Source organism: Bacillus sp. Brlt_9, assembly GCF_051948935.1.
GTDB lineage: Bacteria > Bacillota > Bacilli > Bacillales > Bacillaceae_G > Bacillus_A.
Genome location: NZ_JAYJLO010000011.1, coordinates 48,188 through 68,381, shown reverse-complemented (window position 1 = coordinate 68,381; position 20,194 = coordinate 48,188). Strand labels below are relative to the sequence as shown.

At 36.3% G+C, this 20,194-nt stretch carries 20 protein-coding genes and 1 riboswitch; of the genes, 5 read left to right on the top strand and 15 right to left on the bottom strand.

The genetic code is table 11. The annotated features are described in order from the left end of the window. Positions 1-85: 85 nt before the first annotated feature. Entirely contained in the window at positions 86-379 is a 294-nt protein-coding gene (locus VF726_RS27405; protein ID WP_440173380.1) for a DUF3817 domain-containing protein, read from the top strand. Between the two features lie 38 nt (positions 380-417). On the opposite strand, the gene VF726_RS27400 is transcribed toward VF726_RS27405, so the two are convergent. The 5 genes from VF726_RS27400 to VF726_RS27380 are packed head-to-tail and all read right to left on the bottom strand — an operon-like array spanning position 418 to position 4,883. Further along, positions 418-1,095 carry a uracil-DNA glycosylase gene (locus VF726_RS27400; RefSeq protein ID WP_440173378.1) on the bottom strand — a complete coding sequence of 226 codons (678 nt, stop codon included), beginning with the start codon at positions 1,093-1,095 and terminating at the stop codon, positions 418-420. Between the two features lie 19 nt (positions 1,096-1,114). Next, a complete protein-coding gene (locus VF726_RS27395) occupies positions 1,115-2,107 on the bottom strand; it encodes an ABC transporter permease subunit (RefSeq protein WP_151630136.1) in 993 nt (330 codons plus the stop codon). Continuing rightward, entirely contained in the window at positions 2,100-3,017 is a 918-nt protein-coding gene (locus tag VF726_RS27390) for an ABC transporter ATP-binding protein (RefSeq protein WP_440173377.1), read from the bottom strand. Before VF726_RS27390 ends, VF726_RS27395 begins: the two co-directional genes overlap by 8 nt. Further along, complete coding sequence (locus VF726_RS27385; RefSeq protein ID WP_440173376.1) at positions 3,014-3,895, bottom strand: SGNH/GDSL hydrolase family protein; 882 nt, start codon at positions 3,893-3,895, stop codon at positions 3,014-3,016. Before VF726_RS27385 ends, VF726_RS27390 begins: the two co-directional genes overlap by 4 nt. 10 nt (positions 3,896-3,905) lie before the next feature. Next, a complete protein-coding gene (locus VF726_RS27380; RefSeq protein ID WP_440173375.1) occupies positions 3,906-4,883 on the bottom strand; it encodes a LacI family DNA-binding transcriptional regulator in 978 nt (325 codons plus the stop codon). A 98-nt stretch (positions 4,884-4,981) separates the two neighbouring features. Here VF726_RS27380 and VF726_RS27375 point away from each other — a divergent pair, with 98 nt between their 5' ends. Beyond that, the gene (locus VF726_RS27375; protein ID WP_440173373.1) at positions 4,982-5,608 is read left to right on the top strand and encodes a YczE/YyaS/YitT family protein; all 627 of its coding nucleotides are present in this window, start codon (positions 4,982-4,984) and stop codon (positions 5,606-5,608) included. 30 nt (positions 5,609-5,638) lie between these two features. Here VF726_RS27375 and VF726_RS27370 read toward each other — a convergent pair whose 3' ends face one another. The 3 genes from VF726_RS27370 to VF726_RS27360 form a co-directional block, all read right to left on the bottom strand. Beyond that, positions 5,639-6,934, bottom strand: a complete 1,296-nt coding sequence (locus tag VF726_RS27370; RefSeq protein WP_440173371.1) for a homoserine dehydrogenase — start codon at positions 6,932-6,934, stop codon at positions 5,639-5,641. Between the two features lie 141 nt (positions 6,935-7,075). Beyond that, positions 7,076-7,981, bottom strand: coding sequence for a homoserine O-acetyltransferase MetA (metA, locus tag VF726_RS27365; RefSeq protein WP_144614819.1), 906 nt, complete (start codon positions 7,979-7,981; stop codon positions 7,076-7,078). Then, a complete protein-coding gene (locus VF726_RS27360; RefSeq protein WP_440173369.1) occupies positions 7,965-9,263 on the bottom strand; it encodes a bifunctional O-acetylhomoserine aminocarboxypropyltransferase/cysteine synthase in 1,299 nt (432 codons plus the stop codon). Before VF726_RS27360 ends, metA begins: the two co-directional genes overlap by 17 nt. Before the next feature lie 92 nt (positions 9,264-9,355). After that, positions 9,356-9,461: riboswitch (SAM riboswitch) on the bottom strand. Between the two features lie 319 nt (positions 9,462-9,780). On the opposite strand from VF726_RS27360, the gene VF726_RS27355 reads away from it, so the two are divergent. Continuing rightward, on the top strand, positions 9,781-11,013 hold the full coding sequence (locus tag VF726_RS27355; RefSeq protein WP_440173367.1) for a chloride channel protein: 1,233 nt from the start codon (positions 9,781-9,783) through the stop codon (positions 11,011-11,013). A gap of 41 nt (positions 11,014-11,054) precedes the next feature. Here VF726_RS27355 and VF726_RS27350 read toward each other — a convergent pair whose 3' ends face one another. After that, positions 11,055-11,750 carry a YjjG family noncanonical pyrimidine nucleotidase gene (locus VF726_RS27350; RefSeq protein WP_440173365.1) on the bottom strand — a complete coding sequence of 232 codons (696 nt, stop codon included), beginning with the start codon at positions 11,748-11,750 and terminating at the stop codon, positions 11,055-11,057. Between the two features lie 106 nt (positions 11,751-11,856). Between VF726_RS27350 and VF726_RS27345 the strand changes: the two genes are divergently transcribed. Beyond that, positions 11,857-12,528 carry a transcriptional regulator YeiL gene (locus VF726_RS27345; protein WP_440173364.1) on the top strand — a complete coding sequence of 224 codons (672 nt, stop codon included), beginning with the start codon at positions 11,857-11,859 and terminating at the stop codon, positions 12,526-12,528. A 63-nt stretch (positions 12,529-12,591) separates the two neighbouring features. Here VF726_RS27345 and VF726_RS27340 read toward each other — a convergent pair whose 3' ends face one another. The 3 genes from VF726_RS27340 to VF726_RS27330 all read right to left on the bottom strand — a co-directional run bounded on the left by VF726_RS27340 (position 12,592) and on the right by VF726_RS27330 (position 15,648). Continuing rightward, positions 12,592-13,218: an FMN-dependent NADH-azoreductase gene (locus VF726_RS27340; protein WP_063223945.1), complete on the bottom strand. Its 627-nt coding sequence runs from the start codon at positions 13,216-13,218 to the stop codon at positions 12,592-12,594. Between the two features lie 190 nt (positions 13,219-13,408). After that, a complete protein-coding gene (locus tag VF726_RS27335) occupies positions 13,409-14,056 on the bottom strand; it encodes a response regulator (RefSeq protein ID WP_098089684.1) in 648 nt (215 codons plus the stop codon). 20 nt (positions 14,057-14,076) lie between these two features. After that, positions 14,077-15,648 carry a sensor histidine kinase gene (locus tag VF726_RS27330; RefSeq protein ID WP_440173362.1) on the bottom strand — a complete coding sequence of 524 codons (1,572 nt, stop codon included), beginning with the start codon at positions 15,646-15,648 and terminating at the stop codon, positions 14,077-14,079. Positions 15,649-15,782: 134 nt separating this feature from the next. On the opposite strand from VF726_RS27330, the gene pdxK reads away from it, so the two are divergent. After that, on the top strand, positions 15,783-16,607 hold the full coding sequence (gene pdxK / locus VF726_RS27325) for a pyridoxine/pyridoxal/pyridoxamine kinase (protein ID WP_000174252.1): 825 nt from the start codon (positions 15,783-15,785) through the stop codon (positions 16,605-16,607). A gap of 79 nt (positions 16,608-16,686) precedes the next feature. Here the strand turns inward: pdxK and VF726_RS27320 are convergent, their stop codons facing one another. The 3 genes from VF726_RS27320 to cstA form a co-directional block, all read right to left on the bottom strand. Then, the gene (locus VF726_RS27320) at positions 16,687-17,742 is read right to left on the bottom strand and encodes a GGDEF domain-containing protein (protein WP_440173360.1); all 1,056 of its coding nucleotides are present in this window, start codon (positions 17,740-17,742) and stop codon (positions 16,687-16,689) included. Positions 17,743-17,889: 147 nt separating this feature from the next. Beyond that, positions 17,890-18,093 carry a YbdD/YjiX family protein gene (locus tag VF726_RS27315; protein WP_016085393.1) on the bottom strand — a complete coding sequence of 68 codons (204 nt, stop codon included), beginning with the start codon at positions 18,091-18,093 and terminating at the stop codon, positions 17,890-17,892. Continuing rightward, positions 18,086-20,161: a carbon starvation protein CstA gene (cstA, locus tag VF726_RS27310; RefSeq protein ID WP_440173358.1), complete on the bottom strand. Its 2,076-nt coding sequence runs from the start codon at positions 20,159-20,161 to the stop codon at positions 18,086-18,088. The genes VF726_RS27315 and cstA overlap by 8 nt, the downstream gene beginning before the upstream one ends. Positions 20,162-20,194 lie beyond the last annotated feature (33 nt).

Genomic DNA, 20,194 nt, shown 5'->3' with positions numbered 1-20,194 from the left:
ATATAATGAAACAAAATAGACTATTTTATTTTGAAAAAGAATACAAATTTACTATATACAAGCATACGTTAAAGGAGGCTACTTCATGTTATCTACACCAATCGGACGATTAAGAGCGATCGGCTTAATCGAAGGGATTTCTTTCCTACTACTATTATTTGTAGCAATGCCATTAAAATATTTTGCAGGATTTGCAACAGCTGTTAAAATTACAGGCATGGCTCATGGTGTTTTATTTGTTCTATTCGTCTTTGCTTTAATTCAAGTAACAATCGTACACCGTAAATCAATTTTATGGGCACTTGGGGCATTTGTTTCATCAGTTATCCCATTTGGTACGTTTGTACTAGATGCAAAATTAAAGAACGAACAACAATAATAAAAAGGTAGTTAACGACTGTTAACTACCTTTTCTATTTATAGGTTTGGAATTTCCCAATCAATTTCTCTCTCACACATATTAGCTAAAATCGTATTTACTTTAGAATATGGTTTACTCCCAAAGAAACCACGTCTTGCTGATAATGGGCTCGGATGTACAGATTCAATAATATGGTGCTTCGTATTCGTAATTAACTTTTTCTTCGCCTGTGCATGACGTCCCCACAATATGAAAATAACTGGCTTTTCACGTTCATTTAATAGCTCAATTACGCGATCTGTGAAATGCTCCCATCCTTTCCCTTTATGAGAATTCGCTTCACTTTGTCGAACTGTTAGTACAGTATTTAATAATAAAACTCCTTGCCCTGCCCACTTTACTAAATAACCGTTATTCGGGATTTCATAACCGTATTCATCTCGAAGTTCTTTATACATATTTAACAAGGACGGTGGTGTTTTAATACCAGGTTGTACTGAAAAGCTTAAACCATGTGCTTGATCCGGCCCATGATATGGATCTTGCCCTAAAATAACGACCTTTGTATTTTCATAACTTGTATATTCTAGAGCATTAAAAATATCTTCTACTTTTGGATAAACAACATGTGTGCTGTACTCTTCTCTCAAAAAATCAGCTAAAGTAAAATAGTATTCTTTCTCAAATTCTGGTGCCAATAATGGGCCCCAATCATTTTTCAAAACATTTTTCATGCTTTCACTTCCCGTCCAATTAATTCACCATATCCTGCTTAGTAAACACTACAAACGAAATAATAAGGGATACCACGGCCCATACAGTTAAATTCATTAAAGAAAACCCCATCGATAAACCTTGTAATGCAGGTAATTTTCCTGATAGATAATCTGTTAATGATAAATTCACACTAAAAATATATTTCGCACCTTCCCAAGATGTTGCGAATGAGCTCAAAATACCACCTGCGATTAATGCGGCTAACATAACGCCCATACCAGCTGGTGTGTTTCGAATTAAAACAGAAACCATAAATGATATAGTTCCGACAACGATAGCAACAAACCAAGCTAGTCCATACGCCATTAATACGTATTGCCATTGCGGAATAAGATGTACAAAATTCGTATTTAACGTTTCCTTATCGATAACAAACCCAGTTAAAACAGGTAAATTCCATCCTGAGTATCCAAATACAAGACCTGATAATACGTAAGCAAACAGACCGACGAGGAGCAGTATGAGTGAAATGAAAAATAACATCGTTACGTACTTACTAAGGAGTATTTTCCAGCGCCGAATTGGCCGCGTAAGTAACATCTTCATCGTCCCATCACTTCGTTCCCCTGAAACAATATCAATAGCGACAATCATTACGAGAAGCGGAATAAACAATGTAATTCCTTGCTCAATGAACGCCCTTACAAAGGTTGGTGCGCCCGGTGCCATTGGGTTAATATCATGATCTAAATAATATTGTTGTTGCTCCACTCTTACCTTTAACCAATCGCGCCATTCTTCTGGTAATCTAGAGTTGTTCAAGCGGTTTTGAGAATCAACAATTTGTTGTTGCAGCGAAACTTTCCAATCCGTTGTACCAAGCCTTTTTTGTGTCGTTTCTATTTCACGATACTGTGCATATACGAAAAGTGGGATCAAGATTGCTAAAATAAGCATGACAACAAAAATACGCTTCTTACGATAAATTTTCTCCGACTCATTTAAAACTAAATTCGCAAATTCACGCATGCTGCTCACCCCTTGTGAGTTCAATAAATAAATCTTCTAGCGTAAATACAAGCTCCTTAACACTATGTACATCTATCTCGTTTTCTACAAAATGTTTATTCCAACTACTTATAGATGCGATATTCATGCGGCATAGTAATCGATCACCTTCTATACTCACTTCTCTTACTTCTTCAGCATCTTCTAGCATATCCTTTGCCTTCCCAATCGGCGTAACAATCCATTCTACGCGATCACTTGCTGTTTTAATTAACTCTTCAACCTTAGCAACTGTTATCATTTTTCCTTTATGAATAATCGCCACACGATCGCATATCATTTGTACTTCGCTTAGCAAATGACTAGATATAAACACACTCATATTTTCTTCTTTCACGAGCTTATGTATAAATTCCCTAAGTTCTCTAATTCCAGCTGGGTCTAAACCGTTTGTTGGCTCATCTAATATGAGCAATTTTGGATTTCCAAGAAGCGCTTGCGCAATGCCAAGACGTTGTTTCATGCCGAGTGAGTATGTTTTTACCTTATCGTGAATTCTTTCATCCAAATGAACCATTTGAGCAATTTCGATAATACGTTCATCTGATATACCGCCTAACATACGGGCAAATTGTTTTAAATTTTCCCATCCCGTTAAATAGGTGTACAATTCTGGGTTTTCAACGATACTCCCAATTTGACGCATCGCTTCTCTGAAATTTTCCTTAATAGAATAACCGCCGATAGAAATCGTACCTTCTGTTTCTTTAATCAATCCAACTAACATTCGAATGGTAGTCGTTTTTCCGGCGCCATTCGGTCCTAGGAAGCCAAACACTTCTCCTTGTTTTACATCAAAGGAAATATTCTCTACAATTGTCTTCTTTCCAATTACCTTCTTCACGTCTCGTACGGAAAGTATCGTCGTCATTTTACCCCTCCTTGTTCTAGTTTTAATTTACTTGCAACATTTTGAACTAATCGGTCCGCCATATATGTATACCCTACTTCATTTGGATGGAAATGGTCGGAGTATAATAAATCTTTCCCGCGGTTTTGGAATAAATCAAATGTCGGTGTAATATATACATTTTTATCATTTACCGCTAATTTTTCTAAAGATGCATTCCAGTCTACAACGATGTTTGAAGACCCTTTTAAATCTTCTACATCTTCAAAAGGATTATATAAACCCAGCCAAAAAATAGGGCTATCTGTATTTAACTTACGAATTTCTCCTATAATTTTCTTCGCTTCATTCTGGAATGTTTCCGTATCAGGACGATATGTTTCTAAATCTATCTTTCCAAGCGATTCCCACCCCGGAAATAAATCATTTCCTCCAATCGTTAAAACGATTACATCCGCTTGCTTAATTGAATATTGAGCGCCACTACTCTCCATTTGTTTTAATAAGTCAGGCATTTTCGCTCCACTAACAGCTAAGTTCGTTAAAGCAACCTTTTGCTTATAATCTTTTTGTAAATCTTCTTTCATCCGTCCAATATAGCCAATTCCTTCTTTATCACCAACACCGCGTGTTAATGAATCACCTAAACTAACGATTTGTAACGTTCCCGTTTTCTTTTTCTCTTTTGCCACTACATCGGTCTTTTTAATTAAATTTGAAGCTTCTGGATTTAATACATCATTTACACCTGAAACAAAGCCATATGCAAATAAACAGAAAGATGCAATTGTAATGAGTAGAATTATTTTTACTACTTTTGATCTCATATCAAAACCCCTTTTAGCCCTCATAGATTGTCCATAATTATACCAAACGCCATTTTGAAAAGCGATTTTCACACCTTATCTATTATGTTGTTTCCCTATGTACTAATTCTGGCAATAACTCTACGTGCTTTACATCTATTTGCTCATCATTAATCTTTTCATATAATAATTCAAATGCCGTTGCGCCAACATTTTTACTACAATATGAAATCGTCGTAATACCTAAAATATCTGCTACCTCTTGATCATCGCAACCGATAATTGTAATCTCTTCTGGAATACGAATGCCTTGTTTTTTCGCTTCCGTTACCATTCCCGCCGCAATATGGTTGCAAGATACAAGAAACGCTGTTGGTTTTACTGACATATGGGCCCATTCTCTAATTACATTACGCCCATCTTCCACTGTAAAACAGCCTTTAAACTTCCAGGCCTCTATCGGTGTTACAGCAATCTGTTGAAGTGAATCTTCATATGCTTGTTTTCTTCTCTGACTATTAATACTATTACTTCTTCCAATGCAATAACCAATACTTGTATGGTCCGCATCTATTAAGCTCTTCATCCCGCGCGAAAACACTTTATAGTAATCAATATGCACACTCGAAATGAAATTCGAGTCAATTTCTTCGCACATAACAATTGGGCCAAATTTCGTATATTCTTCAAGCTTTTCCTTACTATTTGCCCGCGAACATATAATAACCCCATCAAGCTTTTTCATTTTTAACATATTCAAAATTTCTAATTCTCTTTCCTCACTATAATTCGTCTGACAAAGCATCATATTATAATTATTCTTTGCTGTTTCCTTTGATATTCCCTCGATAATAGCACTATAATATTGATCATTTACGTGCGGTAATAACACGCCAATGACATTCGTTTTTCCTTTCACTAAATGAATGGCATTCACATTTTGCGTATAATTTAATTCTTCTATAATTGCTAAAATTTCTTTTCGTTTCTGTTCATTCACATATGGATGATTATTTAGTACACGTGAAACAGTTGAAACAGATACCCCAGCAAGTTCAGCAATCTTTCTTATATTCGTCATCTCATTTTCCCCTTCCCTGCAAAAATTCTCCCTTGACCTGGTAAGCTTTCCACAATATATCCTTTCCTAGCAAATACTTTTTGAAAGGATATACAACTATGCTTCGATTCAAATTAGAATATATATTTTTCATTGGCGGTCTACTCATTCTCGCCATCGGCATTAATATGATGACGACAATTACTTCCTTTGGGCTTAGCCCTTATGATTCCTTCTTTATTGCACTATATCAAAATTTCGGGATAAGTATCGGTTTTTGGATTTTCATGATTAACTTTGCGTTTACCCTTATCGTACTCTTTTGGAATAAAAAACAAATAACGATTGGTACAATTGTAACGATGGTTCTTATTTCTCTTTTCGTTGATTGGATTGGTTCCATTACAACTATTATGGACGCTATCCGTTCTCTTCCAAAATATATAACACTTATTTGCGGAAATCTATTCGTTGGAGCCGGTATTGGTCTTTACGTCTCTACAAATCTTTGCGCAGCACCTCAAGAAGCTTTCGTTTTAACGGTTGCTGAGAAAAAGAAATGGACATTTAGAAGAACGGAAATTTCGTTAGCGTTCTTATTTTTAACATTAAGCTTTTTATTAGATGGACCTATCTACTTTGGAACAATTATCTTATCTTTTACAACAGGCTGGATTATTCAAGCATTTATTCAAATTGGTACGAAGATTTTAAATAGAAAAGAGCCTATTAAGCAAGCTGCTTAATAGGCTCTTTCTGTTTTATGGTAAGAGATACTACTTTGCATCCCCTTCAATTCGGTAATTTGCTTTCAAACAATCTATTTCTTCATACGATTGTAATGTATGTAGAATATAATCATAATCAGCAAGTGAAGCACGATGCGTTACAATTACAATTTCAGCCTTCCCTTTCTCTTCAAGTGGCATTTGAATAATCTTTTCAAAGCTAACTCCACACTCAGAGAATAATGAAGTGATTTTTGCAAATACACCAATTTCATCTTTTACATGAAGTCTTAAAAATTTCTTCACAACAATTTCGTCTGGCTCTTTTAATACCTTTTTATACTGCGGTGATACTGCACTATTTCCGTTTACACCTAATCTAATATTTTGCATGACAGCTACTAAATCTGAAACAACAGCTGTTGCTGTCGGTAAACTTCCTGCACCTGGTCCATAAAACATCGTTTCTCCGACCGCTTCACCATACACATATACAGCGTTATATTCATTTTGTACGGCCGCAAGAGGATGTGTATTTGGAAGTAGTGTCGGTTCGACTGTCACCTCTAATTTTTCACCATCTCGCTTCGCAAGACCGATTAATTTAATCGTGTATCCTAAACTCTTACTGTATTCAATATCTTCTTCTGTAATAGAAGTAATCCCTTTTACCTTCACATCTCCAAGCTCTACATTTGTAGAGAAACCAAGGGTAGCCAAAATCGTCATTTTTCTTGCTGCATCTAAACCTTCCACATCTGATGTTGGATCTGCCTCTGCAAATCCAAGTTGTTGGGCTTCTCTTAACACGTCGTTATATGCTCTCCCTTCATCTGACATTTTCGTCAAAATAAAATTTGTCGTTCCATTTACAATTCCCATTACTTTCGTAATAAGATCTGAAGAAAGTCCTTCTACGATACTTCTTAAAATCGGGATCCCTCCAGCTACACTTGCTTCATAAAACAAGTCTGCTTTATTATCTTTTGCTACCGCTAACAGTTCCGCCCCATGTAACGCCATTAAATCTTTATTGGCAGTCACAACATGCTTCCCGCTTTGTAAAGCTTGTAAAATATATGCTTTTGCATCATCAATGCCACCCATTACTTCAATGACAACGTCAATATTTGGATTATCTAAAATTTCATTTGCATCTTGTGTTAATAGAGTAGAAGGTACCTCTACCTCTCTCTCTTTTTCAATATTTTGTACTAATACTTTCGTTACTTTTACAGGACAACCTACTTGGTGTATAAGTCGCTCTTGATGATCTGTGATGATACGAACTACACCGCTACCAACTGTCCCAAGACCTAGTAAACCAACTTGAATTTCTTTCATAATACTGTCCACCCCTCAAAAATTGTGTTTAGATGAAATTATATGAGTAAAAAATCTGAAAAACAATGTTTTTTGAACATTCGGAAAAATATAAGTTAATCTTTACAAAGAAAACGTTGCCACGTGTGACACAATTTTTTTTTATAATACATAAGGGGTTTCTTGATACACGTAATAATTCAGCCAATTAGAGAATAATAGATTCCCATGGCTCCTCCACCTTACAAGTGGTTTCTCACTTGGATTATTATGCTTAAAATAATTTTTCGGAACATCAATATTTAACCCTTTTTGGCGGTCCCGTTCGTATTCTTGCTTTAACGTATCACAACTATATTCACTATGCCCGAGCGCAAACACTTGCCTTCCTTCTTGCCCAATAACAAGGTGAACACCCGCTTCCTCAGAGTTTGCTAATAATGTTAATTCTTTCACCCCTCTAATATCACTCTCTCGTACTTCTGTATGACGAGAATGCGGAGCAAAAAATAACTCATCAAAGCCCTGTAACAGTTTCACATGTTGCTCACGGACTTCATGTTCAAATACACCGAACATTTTTTCCTTAAGAGGATACTTTGGAACGCCATAATGATGATACAAACCAGCCTGCGCTCCCCAGCAAATATGAAGCGTAGATGTTACATTCTTTTTTGAATACTCCATAATACGTTTAAGCTCTTCCCAATAATCTACCTCTTCAAAAGAAAGAGTTTCAACTGGTGCTCCTGTAATAATAAGCCCATCAAATTTCTCATTCTCAATATCACGGAATGTTTTATAGAAACTCGTTAAATGTTCCTGTGCTACATTACGAGACAAATGTGATTCCATATGAAGTAAATGAACATCTAATTGCAACGGTGTATTGCCAATTAAACGAAGTAATTGCGCTTCTGTTTCTTGCTTTGTAGGCATTAAATTTAATATAGCAATCTTCAATGCCCGGATATCTTGTGTTTCTGCCCGCTCCTTCGTCATTACAAAAATATTTTCCTCCTGCAACACTTTGCGAGCTGGTAAATCTTTATCAATTATGATCGGCATGTTGTTTGCCTCCGACTAAAGCTGCTTCTAAATCTGCAATAATATCAGAAACATCTTCTATACCGACCGATAAACGAATTAAATCTGATGTGACGCCAGCTAAACGCTGATCTTCAGCATTTAATTGTCTATGCGTCGTGCTAGCGGGATGTATAACGCAAGTTCGTGCATCCGCTACATGCGTTACGAGAGTTGCTAGTTTTACATTTGCGATAAATTCTTTCGCCGCTTCTAATCCACCCTTAATGCCGAATGTTAAAACACCACTAGCCCCTTTTTTCAAATACTTTTGTGCTAACGAGTAATTTTCATTACTATCTAGTCCCGGATAATTCACCCATTCAATACGTTCATGGTTAGTAAGCCACTTAGCAACTGCGAGAGCATTTTCACTATGACGCTCCATTCTCAAATGCAGCGTTTCTAAGCCGATATTGCTAATATACGCATTGAATGGGCTCATACAGTTTCCGTAGTCTCTTAATAATTGAACACGCGCCTTCACAATGTAAGCTGCTGCACCAAAATTTTGAATGTAACTTACGCCGTGATAACTTGGATCCGGTTCAACAAGTTCAGGATATTTCCCATTTGTCCAATCGAAGTTCCCTCCGTCAATGACAATGCCTCCCAAGGAGCTTGCGTGCCCATCAATATATTTCGTCGTAGAATGAACGATAATATTTGCTCCGTGTTCAAATGCTTGGCATAAATAAGGAGTTGCTAATGTATTATCCACGATAAAAGGTACTTCTAGCTCTTTCGCTGCATCTGAAAACTCTTTGAAATTTAAAACGTTCATCGCTGGATTTCCTAGCGATTCTGCATAAACGAGTTTCGTTTTATCATTAGCAAGGGCCACAATTTCATCAGCAGTTAAATTCGGATTAAAGAACGTAACATCGATACCGAGCTTACGCAAACTCACTCCAAATAAATTAAACGTCCCGCCGTAAACTGTGGAAGAACAAAGCAAGTGGTCTCCGCTACTACAAATATTTAAAACGGCAAGCATAATAGCAGCCTGCCCAGAAGCCGTTGCAACAGCTCCTACACCACCCTCTAAATCCGCTAGCTTTTGCTCAAATGCAGCTAAAGTAGGGTTTCCAATGCGCGTATATATATATCCTTCCGCCTCTAAGTTAAATAAGGCCGCTAAATCATCCGAAGTATCGTATTTATACGTTGTACTTTGATAAAGCGGTAAAACACGCGGCTCACCATTCTTTGGCGTATAGCCACCTTGCACACAAATCGTTCCTTTTCCCCATGATTCTCCCATCTCTCATTCTCCTTTCTTTTATACAAAATAAAAAACTGCTCCTTTCCTGAAAACAAGAAAGGAGCAGTTTGAAAACACGCTCTAAAGGCTCTTTCTTATCTTTCAGGATTTATTACCTGCAGGATTTGGCACAATTCCGTTATACGGCTGTTGCCAAGGTTTCATTGGGCCTGTCCCTCCACCTTTTCTTGATAAGACTATGCAATTACCGTTGATTTTATAGCAATAATTTCCTAATGTCAATCGGTTTTTCTGAATGTTCTAAATTAAATACAAAGAATTTGACACGCATAACAAAAGAAATATATTCCATATTCATTTGAAAAAGACCTTTTAAAACCTACGATTACTATATAGAATTAAGTAAGTAGTTTAACTGTATACATTTCAAATTCTCACGAGACCTCAATAGATTGAATAAGCCAACCTCTCAAAAAGATACTATACATATTCATTTCATTTCACAGTAGCATATTTACTCCTTTCGACATTAAAACTTACATAACGGAGGTATAACATGACAAACACAAAGGACATGCACTATATACTCGTCCTATACGGCATTCTTTTAGGCTCTATAGTAGGAGCAACAGTTTGGCTATTTTTAGTTACAATAAATATCGGCATTCACTTTATTTGGGAGTACTTACCTACTATTTTCGCTTCTCCCCCTTATTACACCATTTGCGTAACAACTATCGGTGGTATTCTCGTTGGTTTAACTCAAAAGTATTTCGGCACATATCCACGTCTTATGCCAGAAGTGATGGGTGAATATAAAAAAACAGGTAGAATTGAATACCGCTTTGTACATAAAGCTACTTTAACTGCGATTATCGTTTTAATCTTTGGAGCTAGTTTAGGTCCCGAGGCAGCACTTGTTGGTATTATCGGTGGACTTTGTACATGGGTAGGGGACCGCTTTACATTCGCCTTAAAGGGAATGAACGAACTAACAGAGGTTGGAATTGGCGCTACTTTAAGTGTAATTTTTAATGCGCCATTATTCGGTTATTTAGCTCCAAATGAAAATGAGGGTGAGCAAATTAACGAATTTTCTAAAGGAAAAAAAGCAATTGTATATTTAGCTACTACTTTCGCTGGTTTTTCCGTTTATTTATTACTTAGTAAATTCGATAATCGCGGATCCTTTATCGTTGATTTCGGAAAAGGTTCTCTTTCTCTTAATGAATGGATTGCCTTTCTCCCCCTTGCTAGTATTGGCGCTATAGTTGGATTCTTTTATTTCAAATTAGAATTCACATTAGAGAAATTAATCCATCCCTTAAAAGAATATAAACTAGCACTTGGAATTATCGGTGGTATTTTATTAGGAATTACAGGAACGTTTCTCCCGTACACGTTATTCTCAGGAGAACATCAATTAAAAGATTTAGTCGTGGAATGGAGCCATTTATCCTTCTGGGTACTACTTCTTTCAGGGATTTTAAAATTATTTATTACTGCCGTTTGTTTAAATACAGGTTGGCGCGGCGGACATATTTTCCCAATCATATTTGCTGGATCTAGTATCGGATATGCTATAGCTTCCATTATCCCGATAGATCCAATCGCTTCGGTAGCCGTCGTCACGACAGCAATTTCAAGCTATGCATTAAGAAAACCAATTGCTATAACATTACTACTACTCATGTTTTTCCCGCTCAATTTATTATTACCGATGCTTGGAGCGGCAGCGATTGGTAATGCATTTCCACTTCCTAAAAACAACGAAGCTACAAACGAATAAAAATAGGCAGTAGGGACTAAAGTTCCACTGCCTATTTTTTATTACACACGTTGCTTCAATAACGCGTATAACTCTTCAAAATTTTGCACTTCATATGTCGGCACAATCTTGCTATCATTTAATTTCTTTTCTGGATTAAACCAACAAGTATCAATTCCCGCTACATATCCACCTTTCATATCAGCACTTAACGAATCTCCAATAATGAGCCCTTCTTCAGGGGAAAAATTAGGAATTCGTTCAAAAACGTAATCAAAATACTCTTTCATCGGTTTTTGGAATCCCGTATCTTCAGAAACGAAAATATCTTTAAACAAGGCATATAATCCTGCATTACGTAAACGTTTATCTTGTGTCTTAGAAATACCGTTTGTCACTATATATAAATCATACTCACTTTGAATTTGACTTATAAATTCAAATGCGCCTTGCATGAGCTGATTTCCTTCTTCTAAGTAGCTGCGATAATTATTTTCGAATAATATTCCATCTACCTCTTCCCCGTATTCTTTCAACAAAATCGAAAAACGTGTATTTACAACCTCCTCACGGTTTATTTCACCTTCCTCAAAAGCATCCCAAAGGCTTTTATTAATTTTTTTATACCGCCCTTCAACCTCGCTAGTTAGAGGAATCCCTTTCTCTTCAAACAGCATACGTAACGCCACTTTCTCCGCCTTCTGAAAATCTAACAATGTATCATCTACATCAAATAACAGTGTTTTATATTTTTTCATAAGCCCCTCACACTCTCTTTTCTACAAAAACAAATTTACGTAAATCGTATCATTCCTTCTTGTAAAAATAATAGGAGATATCTCATACTAAACATGAGGTGAAAACATGAAAGTTAGCAAAAATAACGAAGAAATCTCTCATTACATGCAAACTTCCAACTTCCATACTCTTTTTTCTTTTAATGTCTTACCGTATGCTGAACTACATTCCTTTCAAAAGAAAGAAAGGATATGTAGTGAAGGAGTTGACGTTCCTTATCTTTATTACTTAATTTCCGGGAAGGCGAAAATATATATGAGTCACAAGAACGGGAAGGTCTCCTTAATTAACTTTATTCAAGCACCTTCGTTCATTGGAGAATTAGGGTTAATTGGGGTGGAATCTGTTACAAAAACGGTAGAAGTGATTGAAGATTGTATATGCTTAGCTCTTCCTCTTAAAGATTGTCAGCACCTTTTGTTGCAAGATACTACCTTTCTACAGAAACTATGCAAATTTATCGGCGAAAAAACAATTACCCGAACAGAAAGTTACGCCAAAAATAATAGTTATCCGTTCGAAAACCGGTTAGCAGCATTTATTCTATTAACAGAACAAAATAACAGTTATACAGAAAAACATACCGAGGCTTCGGAATACTTAAATGTTAGCTACCGTCATCTTTTATATGTATTAAACCAGTTTTGCCAACAAAATTATTTAAAAAAAGACGGCAGAACCTATTACATACACGACCGAATTCAATTAGAAAAACTGGCTGACGAACTTAAAGTATAAAAAAAGTAGCATTAACGTTTATGTGTTAATGCTACTTTTTTCGAGTGACGATTCAATTTTTAATTAAAATTTACTTGCTACTTTAGCTGCTTCTTCAAGACCAGCTGTAATGATTTCTTCTGCTTTATCTGGGAACTGGTTATGTCCTTCAATAACTACTGTTTCCATATTCGTTGCGCCGAAGAAGCCCATCATGCTTGCTACATATTTAACAGCCATTTCTACTTCTGCTGCTGGACCTTCAGAATATACGCCGCCGCGCGCGTTTAATAATGCAATCTTCTTATCTCCAATTAAACCAACTGGACCTTCTGGCGTATATTTAAACGTTTTACCAGCTCGGTTTAAATAATCAATATATGTGTGCAATACTGCTGGAATCGTTAAGTTCCATAATGGGAAACCGAAAACGACTTTATCAGCTTCTAAGAATTGATTTAAATACTTATCAGCAACCGCTACTGCTTTTGCTTCCTCTTCCGTTAAATCAAATCCTTTACCTGCTTTGAATGTACCATTAATCATATCTACGCCTACATATGGTAATTCTTCTTTATATAAATCAAGTTCTACTACTGTATCATTTGGATGTGCTTCTTTATAGTTTGCTAAAAATGCCTCGTATAATTTCACACTAACTGCTTGTTCTGCTGGACGATTGTTTGCTTTTACGAATAAAACTGTTGTCATTATCTTTCCTCCTACTACTCACTCTTCTGTTGTTATATGCTTTCAAAAAAGGTATCCCTTGTAATTGTTGTTTTGTTGCTTACAAATATATTTTATCTTTATATCAAGACAATTTCGTCCTCACATAGACGTATTTTTCCATAAAAAAAGTCCACCTTCTAAAGGCGAACTAGGTCTTACGACTTTTGTCTTATACAATTCCATTTTTCACTGCATATAATGCAGCTTGCGTGCGATCAGATAAATTCAACTTACTCAAAATACTACTTACATGAGCTTTTACCGTTTTTTCAGTAATAACTAAAACAGAAGCGATTTCTTTATTACTCATCCCTTTCGCTAATAGCTGCAACACTTCATTTTCTCTCGCTGTTAGCACATCCACTTGAATAGAGGGTTCTTCCTCCTTTTCTTCTACAGGTAATGTTTGAGAAAGAAGAGCATTTGCTATATCAGGATGTAATTGAATATTACCTTTATATGCGCTTCGAATCGCTTCAACAAGTTGATCCGGTTCTACATCTTTTAAAATATAGCCGCTTGCTCCTGCCCTTAATGCTGGTAAAACATGTGCCTGATCAGAAAAGCTAGTTAATACAATTACTTTCACATCTGGATATTCTTTTTTAATACAACCTGTCGCCTCAACACCATCCATTTCGGGCATATATAAATCCATTAGTACAACATCAGGATGTGTCTCCCCTACTTTCACTAATGCTTCTTTCCCATTACTTGCTTCTCCAACTAGCTCTAAATCTTCCTGTGTACTTAAGAAAAATGCTAATCCTTTTAAAACAACTGTATGATCATCAACTAACAATACTTTTATTTTCACGAAATTCCCTCATTTTCACATCATAATGGTACGTTTACTTTTACACTTGTTCTTTTCTTATCACTTACAACTTTAATTGTTCCACCGACTAATTCTACTCTTTCGCGCATCGTAGTCATGCCAAGTGATTTCTTCTCTTTTATATCCTTTTCTACAAAGCCGTTTCCTTGATCGACTATTTCTAATGATACATTCTTCTCCGTCACTTTGAAATAAATCGTCGCTTCTCTAACATTCGCGTGTTTACTTACGTTATTTAAAGCTTCTTGTCCAATTCTCCATAGCGCTTCCTCTACTACGCGCGGCAAATCACGAACACCTTTAACTTGTTCCCGAATTTTCAAACCCAAACTTTCACCATATTGCTTTAAAGCTGGTAATAATCCTTTCTCTAAACCCGCTGGACGTAATTGCCAAATTAACGTCCTCATTTCTTTTAAAGCTCCTTGCGCTAGTTCACGCATGTCATACAAAGATTGATCCACTTTTTCATTTTGACCTTTTAAAACTGCCTCAGCACCTTTTGTCATAAAGGTTAACGAAAATAGCTTTTGTGAGACGGAGTCATGTAAGTCCCTTGCTAACCGATTTCTTTCTTCCATTCGTACAAGTTCGCGTCGTTGCTCATTTAACCTTAAATTTTCTATCACGAAGGAAATATGATTTGTTATTGCTTGAAGTACATCTATCGTATTTACATCAAATTCACCATTATTTGAACTAACACATAAAACACCAAATATGTGAGTTTGAATCTGTATTGGTGTGGCAATAACCGTCCTATTAGAGGCTACCTTATGACTGATTTGCTGATTTAATAAAATAGGTTCACCTTTTTCTAATGCTTCTTTCGCTGCTTCTTTTATACCCTCTTGCAATTCTTCCTGGCAATAAGATGCCCGCAAGGATAATTCTTTCTCTTCCCTAATAAAAAATGCGATTTGATTCCACTGGAACACTTCACCTAATTGATTTACAACTTTTTCAGGCAATATATTAAATTGATGAATCGTTCTTAAAACTTGAATGAACCGTTCTAATTTTACATAATAATGTGCTCTTCGCTTTTCATTTTCATATAACTTTGCTCGTTTTAAAGCCGTTCCAATTTGGAAAGCAACTGATTGAAGCAATACTAATTCTTCTTCTGAAAAATGTGTTTTACCTGGGCTTGCCACATTTAACAGACCAAATTTTTCTCCTCCAGCCTTTAAAGGAACCGTAGCATGATGAAGAATTCCTTCTGTATCTCCCCAATTATATTCAATAGCATTATTAATTCTTTTACATTCAATAATATTAACTGCTCGCTCTAATTTTCCATCCACAAAGCCACGTAAACACCAACATTCCCCTTCACACATCGGGCGTTTTTTTTCATATGTAAGTGCCTCTGGTAATTGATAATCAATTAACTTTGTATATCTACCATTTTCATCTGCAAGAAATATCCATCCTGTCGTTAAACCTGTTACACTAAGTAATTTTTCTAGCACTGCTTGCAGTACATGGTACGTATCATTTGATGTATTTAATGTTTCTGCAATTTCTTTTAATATAACTAATTCATTTGTACGATTATCTCGAAACATACTCAATCTCCTACACACAAGATTTTAAAGTGCCTCTAAAGTAAATCATCTACTTTTCACTTTGTACTTATTCGTAACATTGATATAATGGTGAAAACATAGTTTTCATTATATCACCTGAGGGGGCTTTCATAATGACATTAAATAAGGCACTTACTATCGCTGGTTCAGACACAAGTGGCGGTGCTGGAATACAAGCAGATTTAAAAACATTCCAAGAACTTGGTGTATACGGAATGACATCTCTTACGACAATCGTAACGATGGATCCACATAACGGTTGGGCACATAACGTATTCCCAATCCCGGCTTCTACATTAAAACCACAATTAGAAACGACAATTGAAGGTGTTGGCGTAGATGCTTTAAAAACAGGTATGCTTGGATCAGTAGAAATTATTGAAATGGTTGCAGAAACAATCGAAAAACATAATTTCAAAAATGTAGTAGTTGATCCTGTTATGGTATGTAAAGGTGCTGATGAAGCATTACATCCTGAAACGAATGATTGCTTACGTGACGTTCTTGTTCCAAAAGCATTAGTTGTAACACCAAACTTATTTGAGGCTTACCAATTAAGTGGCGTAAAAATTAATTCTCTTGAAGACATGAAAGAAGCAGCGAAAAAAATACACGCTTTAGGTGCGAAATACGTCCTAATTAAAGGCGGTAGCAAGCTTGGTACAGAAACTGCAATCGACGTCCTATATGATGGAGAAACATTCGATCTTCTAGAATCAGAAAAAATCGATACGACAAATACGCACGGCGCAGGTTGTACATATTCTGCTGCAATTACAGCAGAACTTGCAAAAGGAAAACCTGTGAAAGAAGCAGTAAAGACTGCTAAAGAATTTATCACAGCTGCTATCCGTTATTCATTCAAGATCAACGAATACGTAGGCCCAACACATCACGGTGCATATCGTAAATTCGTTGTATCAAAAGAACTTGTCTAATATATAAATGAAAACACCCACAGAGTGTGTATTTCCTCTCTGTGGGTGTTTTTTATAAATTCTTCTGGTCATCCTATCTTTAAGATACAGAACTAACCTGATTTCTACCATTTCTTTTGGAGTAATATAATGCATCATCAGCTGCTTGAATAAATTGCTCCGGTGATTCTTCATACACTGAAATACCTACTGAAACTGTAATTTTTATGCTTGTTCCATTTAACAATTGGAATGAATGGTTTTCAACAACTGTGCGAACTTGTTCCCCCATACGTATTCCATAAGCTAATCCCTTCTTTGGTATCAAGAGCGCGAACTCCTCTCCGCCCTTTCGAAAGGCCAAATCTGGAAACGTTGAAATTTCTCTTAAAATATAACCTATTTGTTTTAGCACTTCGTCTCCTGCAGGATGCCCATACGTATCATTTACAGATTTAAAGTGATCAATATCTATAAGTAGTAAACAAAGTGAATCATTTTTCATACGCTTATTACCAATATGACGATTCATCTCTAAATCAAACTGTCTTACGTTTCCTAAACCTGTCAGGGCATCTATCGTTGCATATTGCTTCATCGTTTGAAATAACTCATTGGATTGCAATACATAATTTGCGCTTAGAAATGTGATATATGCTGCAACACTACTACAAACTACATATAATGCTACTATAGACGTATCCTTAAATAAAATAGAAAGTGGCACTACTAAAATAAATAAACTATATACATTAAACCATATCCACCTTGTAAACATAGAAGCTTTCATCCGCCAAATGAAAGTAATTCCAACACCTATCAATACAATAGTATAACAAGCCAATTCAGAGGCTAAAGAGTATTCGGTTAAAAATAATCGGGTAATTAAAATAATAGTAACTGTTATACTACTAGCTATCGGGCCTCCGATTATAATTGCTAAAATAACCGCTAAATAACGTAGATCCAACATAATATTTTCAATATGTACACCAAAATACATCAACAGTACACTTAATATTCCAGTAAGAATCCCTACTACACATTTCTGCCAAAAAGAGAACCCTTCTTCTAACGGTTTATCTCTTAAAAGCTGACCTCCAATAAAAATAAAGGAAAGAATAATTGTTGTGTTTACAAATAAGTCCCTTAACATAAAATAATCTCCCTACTTTTCTATCTATCCTTTTCCTTATTTTATTGTATACGAAATGCCTATAATTCCCAAAGGTTTTTATTTATTTTTTGCTGTTCCACGTGAAACAGCAAAAAAAATAAAAAGGACGAAAATTCGTCCTTTTCACTAACAACAGCGCGATATCTTTCCACCCTTTGCATTAAACCTAGCTTCTTGCGCTTCTGCAAAAAACTGTTTTTGACATACAACTTCTTCTTCTGGATGATGCTTTTTCATATGCTCTACATATGTTTCATAGCTTGGTACTCCAACGAGTAAACTAATAAAGTGTTTTCTTTGTCCCCATACTTGCCGCAATTTTTTAAGCATAGTTCCTCGACTCACTTTCATCTCTAGGTATATATGGTGCCTCTTTTAGTGGCATCGGCTTATTTCTTAACACTTGAATCCAAATTCGAATTGCAGAAATTAATACAGCAATTACAACAATCATAAAAATCCCGCAAAGCGCTGCATCAATATAATCATTAAAAATAATTTGTTTCATTTGAGCGACATTTTTAGCTGGTGCTAACACTTTTCCTTCATCTAATGCTCCCTGAAATACCTTTGCATGAGATAGAAATCCTATTTTAGGATTTTCATGAAATAGCTTTTGATAACCCGCCGTCATCGTTACAATAAGCAATCCGACAGTCGGAATAAGCGTCACCCAAACATATGCCTTTTTCCCCATTTTGAACAAAATTGTCGTTCCAAGTAATAAGGCAATACCTGCTAACATTTGGTTTGCAATACCGAAAAGTGGCCATAATGTATTAATTCCACCAAGCGGATCAACTACCCCCTGGTATAAGAAATAGCCCCATCCTAATACGCATAACGTTGTAGCTATTACATTTGCTAATGTAGAATCGGTTTTTCCAAATGGCTTATATACATGCCCTAAAATATCTTGAATCATAAATCGGCCTACACGCGTTCCGGCATCAATTGTTGTTAAAATGAATAGCGCTTCAAAGAGGATTGCAAAATGATACCAAAATGCCATCATGGCCGTTCCACCTATTACTTGTGAGAAAATATATGCCATACCTATCGCTAACGTTGGCGCACCACCTGTACGCGATAAAATCGTTTGCTCACCAACGTTTACAGCGAGATCTTTTAGTTCATTTGGTGTAATAGCAAATCCCCATGAAGAAATAACTTGAGCTGCCTGCGAGACATCCGTACCGATAAGCGCTGCTGGACTATTAATTGCAAAATAAGTGCCTGGTGTTAATACACAAGCTGCAATCATCGCCATTGCCGCTACAAATGATTCCATTAACATTGCTCCGTAACCGATTGGCTGTGCGTGTCCCTCTTGTTCAATCATCTTTGGCGTCGTACCTGATGAAACGAGAGCATGGAATCCAGACACCGCACCACAAGCAATTGTAATAAATAAGAACGGGAATAAGTTTCCGGAGAATACTGGACCAGTTCCATCGATAAATTTCGAAACTGCTGGCATTTGTAAATCTGGCGCTACAATTAAAATACCGACCGCTAACCCTACAATTGTTCCGACTTTTAAAAATGTACTTAAATAGTCACGCGGTGCTAAAAGCATCCAAACCGGCAATGCTGATGCGATAAATCCATATACAATAAGCATAATAGCAATTGTTTCACCACTAAATGTGAACATACTTGCAAGTGTTGGATGTTCTGCTACATATTGTCCTCCGATAAGAGACAATATAAGTAGAATAATTCCGATTGCTGATCCTTCACCAACCCGTCCTGGCCTAATGTAGCGCATATACACTCCCATTAAAATAGCGATAGGAATTGTCGCTGCTATTGTAAACATTCCCCAAGGGCTTCCGACAAGCGCCTTTACTACTACTAATGCTAATACCGCTAATAAAATAATCATAATACCTAAAATACCTATCATTGCAATAAGCCCTGTAACAGGACCGATTTCATCTTTAATCATTTCTCCTAAAGATTTACCATTTCGTCTCATCGAAGCAAATAAAATTACAAAATCTTGCACAGCTCCAGCGACAACTACACCAACAATAATCCATATTGTCCCTGGTAAATATCCCATTTGTGCCGCCAAAATCGGCCCTACTAAAGGGCCTGCTCCAGCAATTGCTGCAAAATGGTGGCCAAATAATACCCACTTATTTGTCGGAACATAATCTTTTCCATCGTTTAATGTATGGGCTGGCGTTTGCCGATTATTATCTAAACCAAATACCTTTCTCGCTATAAATCTACTATAAAAGCGATAAGCAACTGCATACACACATACCGCAGCTACTAAGAGCCACACGGCATTAATAGTTTCACCTTGCGATAAAGCTATTACACCAAAAGCACCTGCTCCTACTGCTGCAATAACTCCCCAAAGTAAAATCGACTTCAATGTTTTCACATACAATCCCCCCAATACTATTTCTTAGTGGGA

Coding starts and splice junctions, on each gene's coding strand:
- VF726_RS27350 (WP_440173365.1), bottom strand. CDS start 11,750: ATGAAAAAATATAAAACACTGTTATTTGATGTAGATGATACATTGTTA.
- VF726_RS27395 (WP_151630136.1), bottom strand. CDS start 2,107: ATGCGTGAATTTGCGAATTTAGTTTTAAATGAGTCGGAGAAAATTTAT.
- VF726_RS27380 (WP_440173375.1), bottom strand. CDS start 4,883: ATGACGAATATAAGAAAGATTGCTGAACTTGCTGGGGTATCTGTTTCA.
- VF726_RS27375 (WP_440173373.1), top strand. CDS start 4,982: ATGCTTCGATTCAAATTAGAATATATATTTTTCATTGGCGGTCTACTC.
- VF726_RS27340 (WP_063223945.1), bottom strand. CDS start 13,218: ATGACAACAGTTTTATTCGTAAAAGCAAACAATCGTCCAGCAGAACAA.
- metA (WP_144614819.1), bottom strand. CDS start 7,981: ATGCCGATCATAATTGATAAAGATTTACCAGCTCGCAAAGTGTTGCAG.
- VF726_RS27400 (WP_440173378.1), bottom strand. CDS start 1,095: ATGAAAAATGTTTTGAAAAATGATTGGGGCCCATTATTGGCACCAGAA.
- VF726_RS27315 (WP_016085393.1), bottom strand. CDS start 18,093: ATGCTTAAAAAATTGCGGCAAGTATGGGGACAAAGAAAACACTTTATT.
- VF726_RS27405 (WP_440173380.1), top strand. CDS start 86: ATGTTATCTACACCAATCGGACGATTAAGAGCGATCGGCTTAATCGAA.
- VF726_RS27390 (WP_440173377.1), bottom strand. CDS start 3,017: ATGACGACGATACTTTCCGTACGAGACGTGAAGAAGGTAATTGGAAAG.
- pdxK (WP_000174252.1), top strand. CDS start 15,783: ATGACATTAAATAAGGCACTTACTATCGCTGGTTCAGACACAAGTGGC.
- VF726_RS27345 (WP_440173364.1), top strand. CDS start 11,857: ATGAAAGTTAGCAAAAATAACGAAGAAATCTCTCATTACATGCAAACT.
- VF726_RS27355 (WP_440173367.1), top strand. CDS start 9,781: ATGACAAACACAAAGGACATGCACTATATACTCGTCCTATACGGCATT.
- VF726_RS27330 (WP_440173362.1), bottom strand. CDS start 15,648: ATGTTTCGAGATAATCGTACAAATGAATTAGTTATATTAAAAGAAATT.
- VF726_RS27370 (WP_440173371.1), bottom strand. CDS start 6,934: ATGAAAGAAATTCAAGTTGGTTTACTAGGTCTTGGGACAGTTGGTAGC.
- VF726_RS27360 (WP_440173369.1), bottom strand. CDS start 9,263: ATGGGAGAATCATGGGGAAAAGGAACGATTTGTGTGCAAGGTGGCTAT.
- VF726_RS27320 (WP_440173360.1), bottom strand. CDS start 17,742: ATGTTAAGGGACTTATTTGTAAACACAACAATTATTCTTTCCTTTATT.